At 43.5% G+C, this 15067-nt stretch carries 12 protein-coding genes; 9 read left to right on the top strand and 3 right to left on the bottom strand.

Features of this window, described 5'->3' with window-relative positions:
• Positions 1–115: 115 nt before the first annotated feature.
• A complete protein-coding gene (locus ACFWMP_RS16095) occupies positions 116–1105 on the top strand; it encodes an alpha/beta fold hydrolase (protein WP_379424222.1) in 990 nt (329 codons plus the stop codon).
• 82 nt (positions 1106–1187) lie between these two features.
• On the opposite strand, the gene ACFWMP_RS16090 is transcribed toward ACFWMP_RS16095, so the two are convergent.
• Positions 1188–1796: a TetR/AcrR family transcriptional regulator gene (locus ACFWMP_RS16090; RefSeq protein ID WP_379424221.1), complete on the bottom strand. Its 609-nt coding sequence runs from the start codon at positions 1794–1796 to the stop codon at positions 1188–1190.
• 106 nt (positions 1797–1902) lie between these two features.
• On the opposite strand from ACFWMP_RS16090, the gene ACFWMP_RS16085 reads away from it, so the two are divergent.
• The 6 genes from ACFWMP_RS16085 to cydC all read left to right on the top strand — a co-directional run bounded on the left by ACFWMP_RS16085 (position 1903) and on the right by cydC (position 11207).
• Positions 1903–3750, top strand: coding sequence for a hypothetical protein (locus ACFWMP_RS16085; RefSeq protein ID WP_379424220.1), 1848 nt, complete (start codon positions 1903–1905; stop codon positions 3748–3750).
• 62 nt (positions 3751–3812) lie between these two features.
• On the top strand, positions 3813–4664 hold the full coding sequence (locus tag ACFWMP_RS16080; RefSeq protein ID WP_076283694.1) for a GNAT family N-acetyltransferase: 852 nt from the start codon (positions 3813–3815) through the stop codon (positions 4662–4664).
• A gap of 540 nt (positions 4665–5204) precedes the next feature.
• A complete protein-coding gene (locus tag ACFWMP_RS16075) occupies positions 5205–6569 on the top strand; it encodes a cytochrome ubiquinol oxidase subunit I (protein ID WP_076283693.1) in 1365 nt (454 codons plus the stop codon).
• Positions 6566–7582 (top strand): cytochrome d ubiquinol oxidase subunit II, encoded by a 1017-nt coding sequence (locus tag ACFWMP_RS16070; protein WP_042188427.1) that lies wholly within the window; start codon positions 6566–6568, stop codon positions 7580–7582. Before ACFWMP_RS16075 ends, ACFWMP_RS16070 begins: the two co-directional genes overlap by 4 nt.
• Before the next feature lie 101 nt (positions 7583–7683).
• A complete protein-coding gene (gene cydD, locus ACFWMP_RS16065; protein WP_371915718.1) occupies positions 7684–9483 on the top strand; it encodes a thiol reductant ABC exporter subunit CydD in 1800 nt (599 codons plus the stop codon).
• On the top strand, positions 9480–11207 hold the full coding sequence (gene cydC / locus ACFWMP_RS16060) for a thiol reductant ABC exporter subunit CydC (protein ID WP_379424219.1): 1728 nt from the start codon (positions 9480–9482) through the stop codon (positions 11205–11207). Before cydD ends, cydC begins: the two co-directional genes overlap by 4 nt.
• A gap of 68 nt (positions 11208–11275) precedes the next feature.
• Here cydC and ACFWMP_RS16055 read toward each other — a convergent pair whose 3' ends face one another.
• Positions 11276–11803 (bottom strand): DUF1036 domain-containing protein, encoded by a 528-nt coding sequence (locus ACFWMP_RS16055; protein WP_379424218.1) that lies wholly within the window; start codon positions 11801–11803, stop codon positions 11276–11278.
• A 463-nt stretch (positions 11804–12266) separates the two neighbouring features.
• On the opposite strand from ACFWMP_RS16055, the gene ACFWMP_RS16050 reads away from it, so the two are divergent.
• Positions 12267–12860, top strand: coding sequence for an RNA polymerase sigma factor (locus ACFWMP_RS16050; RefSeq protein WP_042188431.1), 594 nt, complete (start codon positions 12267–12269; stop codon positions 12858–12860).
• Between the two features lie 85 nt (positions 12861–12945).
• Entirely contained in the window at positions 12946–13770 is an 825-nt protein-coding gene (locus ACFWMP_RS16045; RefSeq protein ID WP_339241155.1) for a hypothetical protein, read from the top strand.
• A 165-nt stretch (positions 13771–13935) separates the two neighbouring features.
• Here the strand turns inward: ACFWMP_RS16045 and ACFWMP_RS16040 are convergent, their stop codons facing one another.
• Positions 13936–14958, bottom strand: coding sequence for an MBL fold metallo-hydrolase (locus ACFWMP_RS16040; RefSeq protein WP_379424217.1), 1023 nt, complete (start codon positions 14956–14958; stop codon positions 13936–13938).
• Between the last annotated feature and the right edge of the window lie 109 nt (positions 14959–15067).

Raw genomic sequence — 15067 nt, 5'->3', positions numbered from 1 at the left:
TTGACTTGTTCATATTCCGTTCATATTGTCGTCACGATGAGTACATCTTAGTTGATTACACTTTGAATATGTCGTCAAGGCGGCACTTCAGATACAGAGACAAGGAAGGGAAGAGATGAACGTGGCAAATAAGGTAGAAATAAAAACAACTGGGACTAAGAGCCACAAGAAACGGAACCTATGGTTAAAAATAATCGGAGGTATTGTAGGGGCGCTCGTGCTGTTCATGGGCATCGTTTTTATCGTTGATTCTATTAGCGATGGGGTAGAGAAAAAGAAAATCGAATCGTATGGCCAGTATGTCAATGTGGATGGGAAAAAAATGAATGTGCTTATTCAAGGCAGCGGAGAACAAACGGTTGTACTCCTACCGGGACAAGGAACCCCGACGCCTGCACTTGATTTCAAATTGCTGATCGATGAAATTACCCCTAATTATAAAGTCGTGGTGGTCGAGCCTTTCGGTTATGGTTTGAGCGATGAAACCGAGAAGGAGAGAACGACTGAGAATATAGTAAGTGAGGTTCACGAAGCAGTGCAGCAACTGGGTTTAGACCGTTACATTCTAATGGGACATTCCATCGCGGGACTTTACGGAGCGACCTATGTGAACACATATCCGGATGAAGTTCTTGCTTTTGTCGGCATCGATAGCAGCGTTCCCAATCAACCCGGAATGGATGTCAAATTACCTTTGAACGCCATGAAATTTCTTCAAAAATCAGGTCTAATGAGATTGGTCCAAAAAGTGAGCGGAGATCCCTATGAATCGCTTGCGTTCGATGAGCATACCAAAGAACAGATGCGTTTGATTTCGAATCAAGTCGCGACCAATCCAACGTTGATGAATGAACTGGGCCACCTCGGTTCCAATTTCAAAAATGGAGAAAAAATCACAATGCCAAATGACTTGCCGCTGCTTCTCTTCGTTCAATCGAATAACGAGCACAATAAACAGTGGATTCCGCTGCATGAGGAGCAAGTCAAACAATCCGCACAGGGCAAAATGATCCCAATGGAAGGTTCACATTATCTGCATCATACAAAATACAAAGAAATCGCTGAGGCATTCAAAGAATACATGAAACAAATTCAAATTCAATAGTAGGGTTGATAATTAAACTGCGGAGCCGAACTTGGTTCCGTGGTTTCTTTGTTTTTTCATTTATAAACACGATTTTTAAACCTTATTCCTGGGACATTGGAGTATGGTATACCTCAAGACAAATTTTGGTCATTTCGTCAATGGATTTTGCAAAGTCTGATTGTATCCATTTAAGGAGAACATTATAGAGGGCCCCCGCTTTAAAGTATATTCGGTACACATTCTCGTCGCTTTTGTCATGAGCAGTAGAAAGCATCATTTCATTCAAGCAATCCAGAATTACATCATCAAACTTTGCACTCTGAAGTGCTTTGTAGATGTTCCGCTGCTGAAAAATAACTTCAAAAAGCACTTTGATAAATTTTTGAGGTTCTTTAGCTTTGCCTGTTAATTCATTGGTGTAAGGTAAGAGTTTTTGATTAATTTCGAAAATAAGCGAATCGACCAAATCCACCAGGATCTCTTGCTTGGAGGAATAGTTGTTGTAATAGGCCGTTCGAGAGACCCCTGCACGCTTCACAATATCGGTGATGGTGATTTTGTTAAAAGGCTGTTCCTGGATCAAGTATACTAATGCCGTGCAGATGGCTTCTCTTGTCAAACGGTTGGTTTCTTTATTGGAACGATGCTGAGAGGTATTCGGACTGTATAATTCATGATTTGAGATGACATATCCCCTCCGTTTGTACATTCTGGTGTTCGTTTTATTGTTTTACATGAGTCTTTTCAATATGCTAAAACCATAAGGCATTACAAATGTAATGTCAAAATAGTAGTAGATAAAATGGGAGGGCGTCATGTTAGAAAACTTATATAGACGATTGTCAGCGGGGCTGCTTTTGATCCTAGCACTTTGTGCTACGGTATTCATTGGCAAAGAAACGGTAATCTCGATAGTGACCATTACCCTTTTGTTAGCGGAATTAGGCATCTCTTTTTTACTTTTAAAGAAGCGTGAAAAGTTACATGTGGTGTTAATTAGTGCGATGGTGGCAGAAGGGTTGTACTTACTGACAAGAGAATTTTGGCTGCTTGCGCTTTCTATCTTGCTGCTGATCGTAGCGGGCATATGGAGAGGACTCTTTGGACAAAAGGTGCGCAGTAGAGTCACTCCATTGATAGTGGTTCGTAAAGTGTTAATCAGCATTGCTGCTCTTATCGTTACTGCACTTTGGGGTATTGGAATCTATGCAAAACCTATTACAACACCTGTGGCATTACCAACTGATGCGGCTGTGACGATCGATGAACGTAAATTGGATTCTGCAGCAGTGATGCTGAAGGATATTGAAGTAATGAATTCTTTTGGAAGCCGTACAACTGGATCTGAGGGTCATAATCAATTTATTTCATGGCTGGAGCAACAGGTAACAGATATGGGGCTGAAAGTTTATCGTGATCACTATACTTTTGACCGATGGGAAGAAAAGAGCAGCTCTTTAATGATTGATCAGCAGTCAATTCATATCTCTTCAGCTTTTCCTTATTCCGGGGAAACTGACGAAAATGGGGTAACAGGGGAGCTGGTATATACGAAGCGTGGTGAGTATGACCAGGCCAGCGGAAAAATTGCTGTCATTGAAATTGAGAATTTCAGAAATTTCCCAAGTGGGATCGTTATGAACATGCGGGATTCCTCTCCAATGGAAAGCCAAATTGCCCCAAATGAAGGCGATCTAGTCCTCACTACAGCTTTAAAAGAAGCTAAATTGGAGCAAGCGAAGGAAATGGGTGTGAAAGCTGTTGTTGTTGTCTGGAAAGGGGTATCCGACGATAAGGTTGAAAAGCAGTATGTGCCTTTTACTACAGCTTATGCTGGAATTCCTGCGATCTGGGTCAATGAAACGGAAGGGAAAAAGGTGATCAGTGCAGCCCAGGAGCACAAAGAAGGTACGGTTATTTTAGAAGCGGAAATACAAAAAAATGCTCCAACAGAATCCTTTTATGTGAAAATTGACGGGAAAAATAAAGATGAAGCGATTATCATAAATACCCATACGGATGGGATAAATGTGGTGGAGGAAAATGGTGCTGTGGGCATGCTGTCCATGATTCGTTACTTACAGCAGGAGCAGCCGGAACGTACGATGATTTTCGCTTTTGTGACAGGCCATTTTAGATTACCTGATTTCAAAGGATCTTCTCAGGCGACTTCCACTTGGATGGAGGGGCATCGAGAGCTCTGGGATGGCAAGAAAGGCCATATAAAAGCTGTAGCTGGAATTACGGTTGAGCATTTAGGCAGTATGGAGTGGAAGGACGATGATACGGGTCACTATAGACCAACTGGAAAAATAAGTACAGAATATACCTATGCGGGCAATGAAATGATGGCGGCCATTTGGCTGAAGGCTATTGAAAACACCGACGGCACACGTACTGTATTATTACGTGGACATAACAAGTTTGAGTTTGGAGAGAGTCAGCCTTTATTTGAAGCAGGGATACCGGTGATTGGCTTCATTCCAATGCCCGACTATCTGCTCGTGGATAGTGAAGATAGAGAGATGGGCAAATTTGATGCAAAGCTCATGAATACACAAATTATATCGTTACTGAAGGCGGTCAAGATAGTGGACGGAACGGAGACGACTAAGCTTGGAAAGTCAGATGGGTATTCTTTTTTCTATGGCCGTACTAAATGATGAATTGGAGATTGGCTGATGATTAAGAACTTAGTACCAAAAGAAAAGGAGAAAAAAACTACATGTTGATCAAAAGTGTTAAGGATCTTGAATTACAAGAGTTTACAACTTGCTTTAACGAAGCCTTCTCCGATTATGTAATTCCATTTCATGTTTCTTCGGAGTATTTAGCTGATAAATTTGCAGGTGCGGGAGTAAATTATCAGATGTCGTTTGGTGCTTTTGATCAAGAGAAGCTGGTTGCATTTGTTATGCATGGCATCGGGGATCGTAACGGCGAAAGTACTGCATTTAATACTGGTACAGGAGTCGTTCCTTTATATAGAGGGAGACGGCTAGTCGAACAAATTTATCGTCATGCTCTTCCCATCCTTAAAGAAGCTCATATTCAAAAGTGTTTGCTTGAAGTGATTCAAACGAATGATAAAGCTATAAAAGCGTATACCGCCATAGGATTTCAAATTCATAGAGAATTGGCTTGTTTCAAGGGGCGTATTGATGTCACCCTTCCGGACGATCATAGACATACATTCATTACTATGGTTCGACTGGAAGAATTCGATTGGACATCGGTACATTCTTATTGGAATTTTGAACCTTCTTGGGAACAATCTGTTCATGCAATTTTACGAAATCCGCATTTATACGATGTGGTCACGATAAGGGAAGAGAATAAGATTTGTGGATACGCGGTAATAAAATCGGCCAACGGAGCAGTTGTACAGTTCGGTATTTTGCGAGAAGAAAGAAACCAGGGATTTGGGCGTTCCTTATTTCATTGGATGGGAGAGAGACATTCTATCATCACCGTCAATAATGTAGACAAAAGAGATACAAATTCTATACGTTTCCTTCAAAGTGTTGGTCTTGACGTATACATCGAGCAATATGAAATGGAGAAAGATTTGTCATGACGAAGATGACATTAGCTTTAATTCAAAAACACTGATGATTTGAGTCAGTGTTTTTTTTGTTGCAGAAGGGGGTATATATTAGAGGTTAAAATGAGGAAATATTGTTTTTTTCTAACATCGAAGTAGGAGGAGACTTGTGAAATCATATATACGCTATTGAATCAATAGCTCTTTTGGGTTCTTTTTATGTTATTCACTGAGTTGTCAGAAAGATTTGACCCTTTCTTGAACATTTAGGGATTAAGAGATATCTGTGATTGAATTACTTGCAATTTAAGATAAGATGATTTTAATCATTAGGTCACGTTATTAATTTGACTGCTCAGTATCAGGTAAATCAGGCTCGCCAACTCTTGCTTTGTGAAATTTTTCTCTTTTTACATAGCAAAGAACGAGGAACGTCATACTAAAACGAACAGGCAACGATGTCGCTGAGCCCTGCTAAACCTGATATTGAATGCAGCCCCAGAATTAGCCGGCCTAATCATAAGCATCAAGTTATGACGAAAAATGAACAGCGTTTGAAGGGAGCAGTAAAGAATGGCAATTGATACGGTGCTATGGAGCAGGCTGGTGACAGGCTTGACTCTCGGGTTCCACGTTATTTTTGCGACGATTGGCGTCGGTATACCGCTAATGATCGCTATTGCAGAGTTCATCGGGATCCGCAAAAAGGATCCCCATTATACACTTATGGCAAAGAGATGGTCTCGGGGATTTGTCATTTCTGTAGCGGTTGGTGTCGTGACCGGTACAGCCATATCACTACAATTAGCCCTGGTATGGCCGAATTTTATGAAACTGGCTGGGAATGTTATTGCACTTCCGTTATTCATGGAAGTGTTCGCGTTCTTTTTTGAGGCCATCTTCCTGGGCATTTATTTGTATACGTGGGATCGGTTTAAAAATCCGTATATCCATTGGCTGTTGACGATTCCGATTGTCGCCGGGGCAGGCATGTCTGCCGTTTTTATTACGACGGTGAACGGATTCATGAACCAGCCTGGAGGCTTTGTCATGGAAGCGGGCCAATTCACAGCGATTGACCCGGTGCAAGCGATGCTGAATACGGCGACCTTCTCCAAGGTGTTCCATGTATTAAGCTCGGCCTATTTGACAGGAGCTGCCTTGTTAGCCGGGATTGCAGCCTTTGCGATGCTGAGAAAAGGAGTGTCCGCATACCACAAAAAATCCTTGAATCTCATGATGGCGGTCGTTTTGCTGTTCAGCTTGCTGAACACATTAGCTGGTGATGTGTCCGCCAAGTTTTTGGCCGAGCATCAGCCAGAGAAGCTTGCAGCGGCAGAGTGGCATTTTGAGACGGGTAGCGGTGTGGACTTGGTTCTAATGGGATGGCTGAATGCAGAGCATGAAGTGATAGGGGCTCTTCATTTGCCGAAAGTGCTCAGCTTCCTGGCCTTTGGAGACTTTAATGCGGAGGTAACGGGGCTGGAGGAATTCCCCAAGGAAGAATGGCCACCGCTTCTTGTTCACTACCTGTTTGATTTAATGGCTGGAATCGGATTTGCTCTGCTCGCGATTTCGGTCCTGTACTTCCTGTTTGTGTTCTGGAAAAAACGCAATGTGCTTAACAAGTGGATGCTTGGCATCATCGCACTGATCGCACCGCTCGCTTTTCTAGCTGTAGAGCTGGGCTGGTTTTATGCAGAGGTTGGGCGACAGCCGTGGATTATCCGTGGATATATGCGTGTAGAGGAGGCTGCCACGACTTCACCGAATGTAAGAATTATATTCTTCGCCTTATTGCTCTTGTACATCGTACTCGGCAGTATGTGTGTAATCGTGCTAAGACGTTTGTTCAACAATAATCCGGCAGAAGTTGAGATGGAGAAATGGATGAAGGAACATCCTAATCAATCTGTGGAAAAGGGGGGCACTGAATGATGAGTTACGAAATAATTGGCATCTCGGTGCTCTGGCTGTTCTTGTACGGCTATTTAATTATAGCTTCCATTGATTTCGGAGCGGGATTCTTCGCCTTTTATGCCCGTTTGACGAAGCAGGATCATCTCATTAATCGTCTGATTTCCCGATATTTATCACCCGTATGGGAGATTACAAATGTATTTTTTATCTTTTTCTATATTGGCATCGTCGGATTTTTTCCGGACACAGCCTATTATTATGGCTCCGCGCTGCTTGTTCCGGGAAGTATTGCAGTTATTCTTCTTGCGATTCGCGGTTCGTTCTACGCTTTTGAAAATTATGGTTCCAAGAAAAACATAGTATATCTTTTTTTGTACGGAGCTACAGGTCTGCTTATTCCGGCTTCGTTGTCAGTGGCACTTACTTTGTCTGAAGGCGGCTTTATTGTGAAGCAGGCTGAGACGGTTTCTCTGGATTACTGGGCGCTGTTTACCAATCCGTTATCGTGGAGCATCGTTGGACTGGCAATCGTGTCCGTTTTGTTCATAAGCGGCTCATTTCTGACTTTTTACGCATCTCGTGCAGAGGATCATTCCGCGTTGAAGCTGATGCGGAACTACGCCCTGTTTTGGAGCACACCGACGATAATTCTCGCACTGACAGCATTTATCTATTTGGGTCAACACAATGAGCGGCATTTTCAAAATATGATGGATTTATGGTGGCTCTTGGCACTTTCCGTTGCTTTCTTCATGATCGCGATGTGGCTGTTATATAACGGACGCCGTTACGGATTAGCTTTCATATGCATCATGCTGCAATTTTTCTGTGCCTTTTTCGCTTATGGGATTGGGCAATACCCTTATATTCTCGATCCGTATATCACGATTCAGAGCAGTGCAACTTCACCAGCAATGGGCTTAGCGTTAGTTGTTGTGTTTATCGGCGGTCTGTGCCTGTTGATCCCATCCCTTATTCTGGTCTTCAAGCTCTTCCTGTTTGATGCGGATTATGTAAAAGGGAAAAAATAAAGCTAATTGATCCATTACGGCGTGTATGAGGTTTCTCTACAAGCCTATATATAAAGGAGGTGTGATCTGTGCCGAGGAAATCCAGTCTGATTTCTCAACAAATGTCTTCACAAAGAAAAAATATGGCCCTCCTCGCGATCCTTTCGCTCGCGCTTGGTACAGCTATTGTGAGTCAGGCTGGACTGCTTGCTGAAGCAGTCCAACGGATTTTTGTGGAGAGAGCTTCATTTTCATCGGTTATCCTGTTGCTCGGCATTCTTCTGGCTGTTATGGCTGTACGCACATTGTTGTCATATGGAAACGGTAAAGTTGGCTTGCGTATGGCTGCCACTGCCAAGACAAATATGCGCGCAGCCGTGCTGCAAAACTTGACCCATGCTTCCATGCCTTCCACCCTTCGTGGACAGACGGGAGGCAAGGTCAGTATTGCTCTTGATGCTGTGGATGAGGCTGATAGTTATTTCAGTCAGTACATGCCGCGTATGATGGAAGCTGCTATCATCCCGATTCTGATTTTGGTCGTTACATTTATCCAACATGCCAACACAGGTTTCATTCTATTATTTACAGCTCCATTCATCCCGCTATTCATGATTTTGGTAGGGCTGAAAACGAAGAACAAATCCGAAGAAAAATATGCGCAGCTGGCCGAGTTTTCAGGTACTTTTCTGGATTCTCTTCAAGGGCTGGTGACGTTAAAAATATTTGGACGGGCACACCGTCAGCAACAGAAAATTGAACACAGTAGCCTTAGTTACCGTGATGCCACAATGGGCATTTTGAAGATTGCGTTTACGAATACCTTCATGCTGGAATCGATCGTGATGCTAAGCATTGGCATTGTCGCTCTTGAGCTGGCCATCCAATTGCTTGTTTTCAAATCTATGACGTTCCACACCGCCTTTCTCGTGTTGTTGCTCGTTCCCGAGTTTTACAACCTTTTAAAGAATACGGGAACGGCCTTTCACAGTGGCCGGACAAGTATGGGTGCGGTTCGTAAGGTGGAACAGATGCTTGAAGAACCGGCAGGGGAGAGCAGGGACGCGAATAGCGTTGAAGAAGCATTAACAACCGATGGACTCGACGAGATCGACAGCATGGATAGAGTCGACAGGGGAAGCAAATTGGAAATTGCAAATTCCAATGATCTTTCAGTACCGCCATCCATGGAAATAAATCATCTTCAGTTTCAATATGCTCCAGATTCATTCAAGCTTGAGACGGGTCGGATCCAGTTTAAACCGGGAGAACATATTGCGATTGTAGGTAAAAGTGGTTCCGGTAAAACGACTTTGCTCCATCTCATTGCCGGTCTGCTAAAACCAGAATCTGGAACGCTTCTGGTGAATGGTAGTCCACTCTCGCAATACGATGAAACTGAATGGTTCGAACATGTTAGCTACATTACACAGCATCCGTATATTTTTGCAGGCACATTTTCTGAAAATATTGCGATTGGTGCTCGTGGGAGCATCTCCAGGGCAGAAATTGAGCGGGCGGGGGAGGAAGCAGGACTCACTGCGCTTACAGCCCAATTGGAGCATGGATTTGATACCTTTGTTGGTGAAGGAGGCAGGGGACTGTCTGGTGGGGAAAAGCAACGGCTTGCCTTAGCACGCGCTTTTTTGAAGCGTCCTGCTATCATTTTGTTTGATGAACCCACAGTTGGACTGGATTTGCACACCGAGCGGGTACTGCAACGCTCCATAGCCAAACTGGCAAAAACGGCTACGATGATTACGGTGGCTCACCGATTATATACGATTCAACAAGCCGACAAGATTTTGTTTATGGACAATGGAGTGTTGGTGGACTCCGGACGGCATGAAGAGCTTCTGGGGCGCCTGCCTCAATATGCCGAGATGATTGATGTAGAGCGGAAAGGGGGGATATCCTCATGAATGAACTGGCCGTTCTGTCAAAGGCGATGATTCAGGAGCGTAAGGATATCATTCTTTCGATTTTGGGTGGATTTATCGCCGGCATAGCCGGTGTGGCACTCTTTTCTGCGAGCGGGTATCTAATTTCGCAAACGGTATTTGCGCCGCCGCTTTATACTTTAATTGTACTCACCTCGATGGTCAAACTGCTTGGTCTGCTTCGGGCGGCGAGTCGTTATGGAGAACGCTTATATTCTCACCGGGCGACATTCTCCATGCTTAGCCGTTTACGTACATCCTTTTTTGCCAAGCTTATTCCTTTAACGCCTGGTATATTGAACAAAAATCGAAGCGGGGATCTGCTTGCGCGGATCGTTGGGGATGTCGAAAGTTTACAAAATTATTTCTTGCGAGTCGCTTATCCTCCGATCATGGTCGTCATGGTGTTTTTGGCTACGGTGCTGTTTACTTCTACCTATTCGATCTGGATTGCCGTTTTGTTTGTATTAGGTATGCTGATAACGGCATTCGTTGTACCGGGAATTGTGTTACTCGGGCAGCGGAGAATACATGGACGCGTTCGTGAGCAGAGGGCGCAGCTATCTACGGAAGTTACCGAAGTGTTGTACGGTTTCCGGGATTTGAAAGTATACGGTCAATTGGCACAACGGGAGGAACAGCTTCAGCACGCTTCCGCTGTATTGGCAACTGAACAGCAACGAGCAGCCGGGCACTTGTTGCGCGGGCAATCGATGCACACTTTTGTTACGTTTCTCGTTTCCTGGGGAGTGCTGACGCTCGGCGCCTATTTAATTATGGAAGGAGCGCTTGCAGGAGTATTTCTTGCCATGTTGGTCATGGCATCACAAACCGTATTTGAAGAAGCGACGGCTATGGCCACATTACCCGCCTATAAAGAGGATAGCGAACACGCAGCCAAACGACTGACGGAAACAGTTCAGACCTTTGATGAGCAGTCCTCGCAGCCAAGTGGCACATTGTCTGTTGATCATGCTGTTACGATGGAACTATCCGATGTTACGTTTCAATATGATGGGGAGTGGAGACCGGCGCTCAGGGATGTGTCCCTGCACATTTTACCTGGCTCCAAAACGGCGATTGTCGGGCCGAGTGGGTCAGGAAAATCAACAATTATCGAATTGCTGCTCAAACTGCGAACACCAACGGCTGGCGAGATACGATTAAACGGTATCTCGGTGAAGGAACTGGATGAGACGAGCATTTGGCAAACGGCTAATGTGGTATTTCAGCAAAGTCATTTTTTCCGGGGAACGATCCGGGACAACCTGCTGCTGAATGGAGAAGAATATACTGACGAACAATTGTTTGAGGTACTAGCTAAAATGCAGCTACCCGATAAATCGTTGACCGATATGGTGTATGAAAAAGGGGAGAATCTGTCAGACGGCGAGAAGCAGCGGCTGGCTCTAGCGCGAGTGATACTCCGCAAAGGACGGGTATGGCTTCTGGACGAACCCACTTCATCGCTGGATTATGTGACAGAGCATCACGTTTTGAAGCATCTCTACGCACAGGCGGCTAATGATACGCTTCTCCTGATTTGTCATCGGCTAACCGGATTGGAAGAGATGGACCGAATTGTGGTCATGGACCAAGGCAGGGTAGTCGAAACGGGGTCCTATTCGGAGTTGATGGGGCAAAAAGGCTATTTTTATGAGATGAAACAAATCGAACAGCAAATGATCGGAGAAGTTGGAGTGTGATGATTTGAAAAGTAGAAACAGTCTTGGACTGAATAGGAAAGTCCAAGACTGTTTCTGCATTTTTTCGCTTAACGTTTCGAGATAGATTTTCTGCCAGCAGCAGGCCGTACAACTCGAAGACCTTTAATAGGAGAGGTACTCCGGCCAACACTCTTCTTTTTACCAGGAACTGCTGTGTTGACATTTAAAAACTTAGATTGACTTTGAATATTACTAGATACAATATTAACTGTATAATTTCTGAAGTTACCAATACTGATTTTTCTCAATCCTAGCCTTCTACAAAGCGGAGCATCACAGTAACCTGCGCCACCACAAAGTTTGAAAGCATTTTGCGGTAGAGTAAGATAGTTAACACCTGACCATACAAGACTCCTATCTGTAGATTCAGCATAGTAATATATCTCTCGATTGTTGACTGCCCCACTCAATACCTCTACCGTTTGACCTGGATTTATTGTGTACCAACCTACCGCTTCATACCAGCTGGGCCAAGGTATCAAGGGGTTAGAGCCCTGATTACAGCTTGCAGAGGAGTAATATGCGAAAGCAACATATACAGTTAAACTCGTATTGTTACGAAAACTAAGTCCCATTGCATTCAGCTCCCTTCTTGTTAATAGAATAAAGTATGCAGTTTAATAGGAGAAGGAAATGGACATCAAGAGAAACAATTTCGAATCGATTGGGCTGCTCATGAGTAACTGACGATATGGATTTATGAAGTTCTAGCACTACTTATTACAGTTTTATTTCAACAATCGTACCTAGATGAATATCTAAAACAAAAGACTGATTAATTCACTTGCGGTGTCCAGAAAGCCAATTTATGGCTGTTTAGGGCACCTTTCGTTTTTTATATAAGATTTAGGTAAACACCAAAATCCGTTTTTTCTTTGAATCTACTACAGAAAATGTGATGATACATAGTCTTGATATTCCTAAGGTTTATGATGGCATACTCTTTGAAGTAATTAGCTATGGCTTAATCCATGAACAATTGCTGTCACATTTTGGGTCGAGCTCTTCGTTGTATAGAGTGAAAGGGGGGGAGACAGCTTGAATGATACGGAGTTAAGTCAGATCATTGCAGATGTGTTGGATGGGGACACAGAAAAATTCGAAAAAATCATGGAGGTTTATCAAAAACCGATTTTTCTCTACTGTTATCATATGCTGGGTAATTACGCCGAAGCCGAGGATAATGCACAGGAAGTATTTTTGAAGACATTCCGCACCTTGAAGAAATATACCCAATATCAAATAGATTTTGGCGCCTGGGTATACAAGATTGCCTACCATCAATGTATCGACATCATCCGTAAGCGAAAGTTGGTGAAATATTTGCCTTTCTTTTACCAGGATGAGAAAGAAAATAATGAAGTCGACTTGCATATTGAAGCCAATTATTTTGATGAATCCGTACATCAAGCCATGGCAAAATTATCGGCGGAAGAGCGTAATTTGTTAATCTTACGTTGTGTCGAGGATAAAAGCTACCAGGAGATCGGATTGATTCTCGGCAAAAACAGTGCCAGCCTTCGTAAAAAGTACGAACGTGCATCTGCAAAATTTCGAAAGTATTATGCTCAAGTGAAGGGAGTGGGAGTGTATGAATATGGACAGGGATCGGGATTTGAAAAGACTGTTTGATGACCCGCGCATTCCCGACGCCGACTTGACAGGAAAAGTAATGAGAATATTACATGCTAAGCCAAAAGAAAAGGAGAGGTTTTTTATGAAATATAAAGTTGTTTTGACTGCGTGTGTAGGGATGATGTTAATGGCCTCCACAGGTTATGCGGCAGTTCAATATCATTCTTTGACGAATAAGGATGGCGAAGTCGTATATGAGACTAAATCGACGAAAGATTACGGAAAAACAGAATCGAAAGATGAGATAGAGCGTTACAAGGCATTTTATGAACTTAAGGATAAGGTGCTAAAGAACGGGGAAGCTGGGCTGTTCTATATGGTTGCCAATAATCCGAATCATGAAACAATTCTTGGAACGAAGGTGACTATCTTCCAAGATCTTTCTCAATTGAGAGATAAGATTACGGATAAATCCATTAAGATCGCAGACAAAGTCAATGGAAATTATACATTCCAAAAGGCGGACGTAATCTTTAAAAATGCTCAGGAAGTGAATCCTCCTTCTTCGGAAGAAAAAAAGAAAATGGCAGAAAAGCTGAGAAAGCAGGCGGAAGAATCCAATCAGGGATATGCCATGATGCCGGTTGAAATGACAGATCAGTTTTTCCTTCTCTTTGCTACGTATCAAAATGGCGAAGATAAAATCGGGGTTAATATCACTAATCTGAGTGGAAAGAGCGATCCTACAATGTATATTGACGAGAAGGTTGAATTTAAGCAGGAGAAGGTTCAAGTGAAGGGAGTAGAAATGCTGCATACAGAATTTGCTCCTTCGCAGACGCACGAGCTGAAATGGGTATACGAGAGCCCAGACAAAAAGGTGAAATACGCCTATACTTTACGTGGAGACATAAATAAAGTAAGCAAAGAAACTTTGATGAAAATTGCAAAAGGCTATTTGGAATAATAAATATTAAAACAACGGGAATCTTCTCCAAATCTAGTTGGGGTTGATCATAGTCGGTTCTAAGCGCCCATTTTAATTCCGTTGAACAATTCAAAAGAACGGCCGCTGTTCGCATCGTTTGCGACAGGGCCGTTCTTTTGTTTTTCATAGGTTAGCTGTAAATTGCTATTCTTGCCAAACACTCATAGGGTCCCATGGCTTGATCTGATTGCCATATTTTCCAGCCAAAAAAGCTTTCATGTCTTCCAGCTTAGCAGGCACCTCGTTCCAAATTGGAAGGGGTGGTAACCCTCGTTTGCTTTTCAATAGGATGTCCACTGTAACATACAAGCGTTCTGGCTGAATCCAATGAAGGAAGCGGGAAATATCAATTTGCTTGGTCAGGGACAAGGCATCAATTTCGTCATTGTAATGCTTGTTGAACTCGCTGATCAAGTTCAGGAGGTAGTCTCTCTGCTCCTTCACGAAGTCCAGGCCGCAGATGGCGCCATGTCCTGGAATAACGATTTCGGGTTTAATTTCATCAATAATGCGGTCAAGCACTTTAACCCAATTGTGGGTTCCCTCTTCGCTGTATGCCGTACAACCGTTAAACACGACATCGCCGGCGAACAGCACTTTTTCTTTTGGCATCCACAGCAGCAAGTCACTGTCAGAGTGGGCCGGAGCTACGTTGTAAATCATAACTTCCGTATCGCCAAGACGGATGTTGATATCGTCCTTTATCTCAATACTCGGGAGCACCCATTCTACGCCTTCCAGGTCGAATCCTTCAAATTCTGCTGCAAAAAACCGCTCGCCCGAAGTCGATTCCGGAGAATCCTTTCCTCTTCTGATGACGTTATCCATCCAGGCGATATTTTCGGTGAGACGCTCTCTGGACGCTTCCTTGTGCATAATAATGCAAGCATCTTCAAACACTTTGTTTCCCCAGGCATGATCACTGTTATAGTGCGAGTTCACCACATATGCGGGAGAGCCACCGTTACTTACTTCCTTAAAAGCCTCCCGCATTTCCCGTGCATGGAACAAATCGAAGAACGTGTCATACACCAGCCCTTCACCCTTGTTGATGAACCCGGCATTGGCCCAACTGATCCCGCGATACGGCGAAATACCGGCAAAGACGCCATCTGCGACTTCAAAAAATTTAACGCGAGGTTTTTGGATAATACGTCCATACTTCATGAAAATTCTCCTTTGCGTATATGTTTTTGGGGTAAAGCATGCCTTTATTATAGAGAGTGGAAAACATAAATGCAAGCATGTACTTGCATGCATTTGCTCCATGTAATAT

It is taken from the genome of Paenibacillus sp. NPDC058367 (assembly GCF_042723305.1).
GTDB lineage: Bacteria > Bacillota > Bacilli > Paenibacillales > Paenibacillaceae > Paenibacillus_AQ.
The sequence above is the reverse complement of the archived record's forward strand: the minus strand, read 5'-3'. Positions and strand labels throughout refer to the sequence as shown.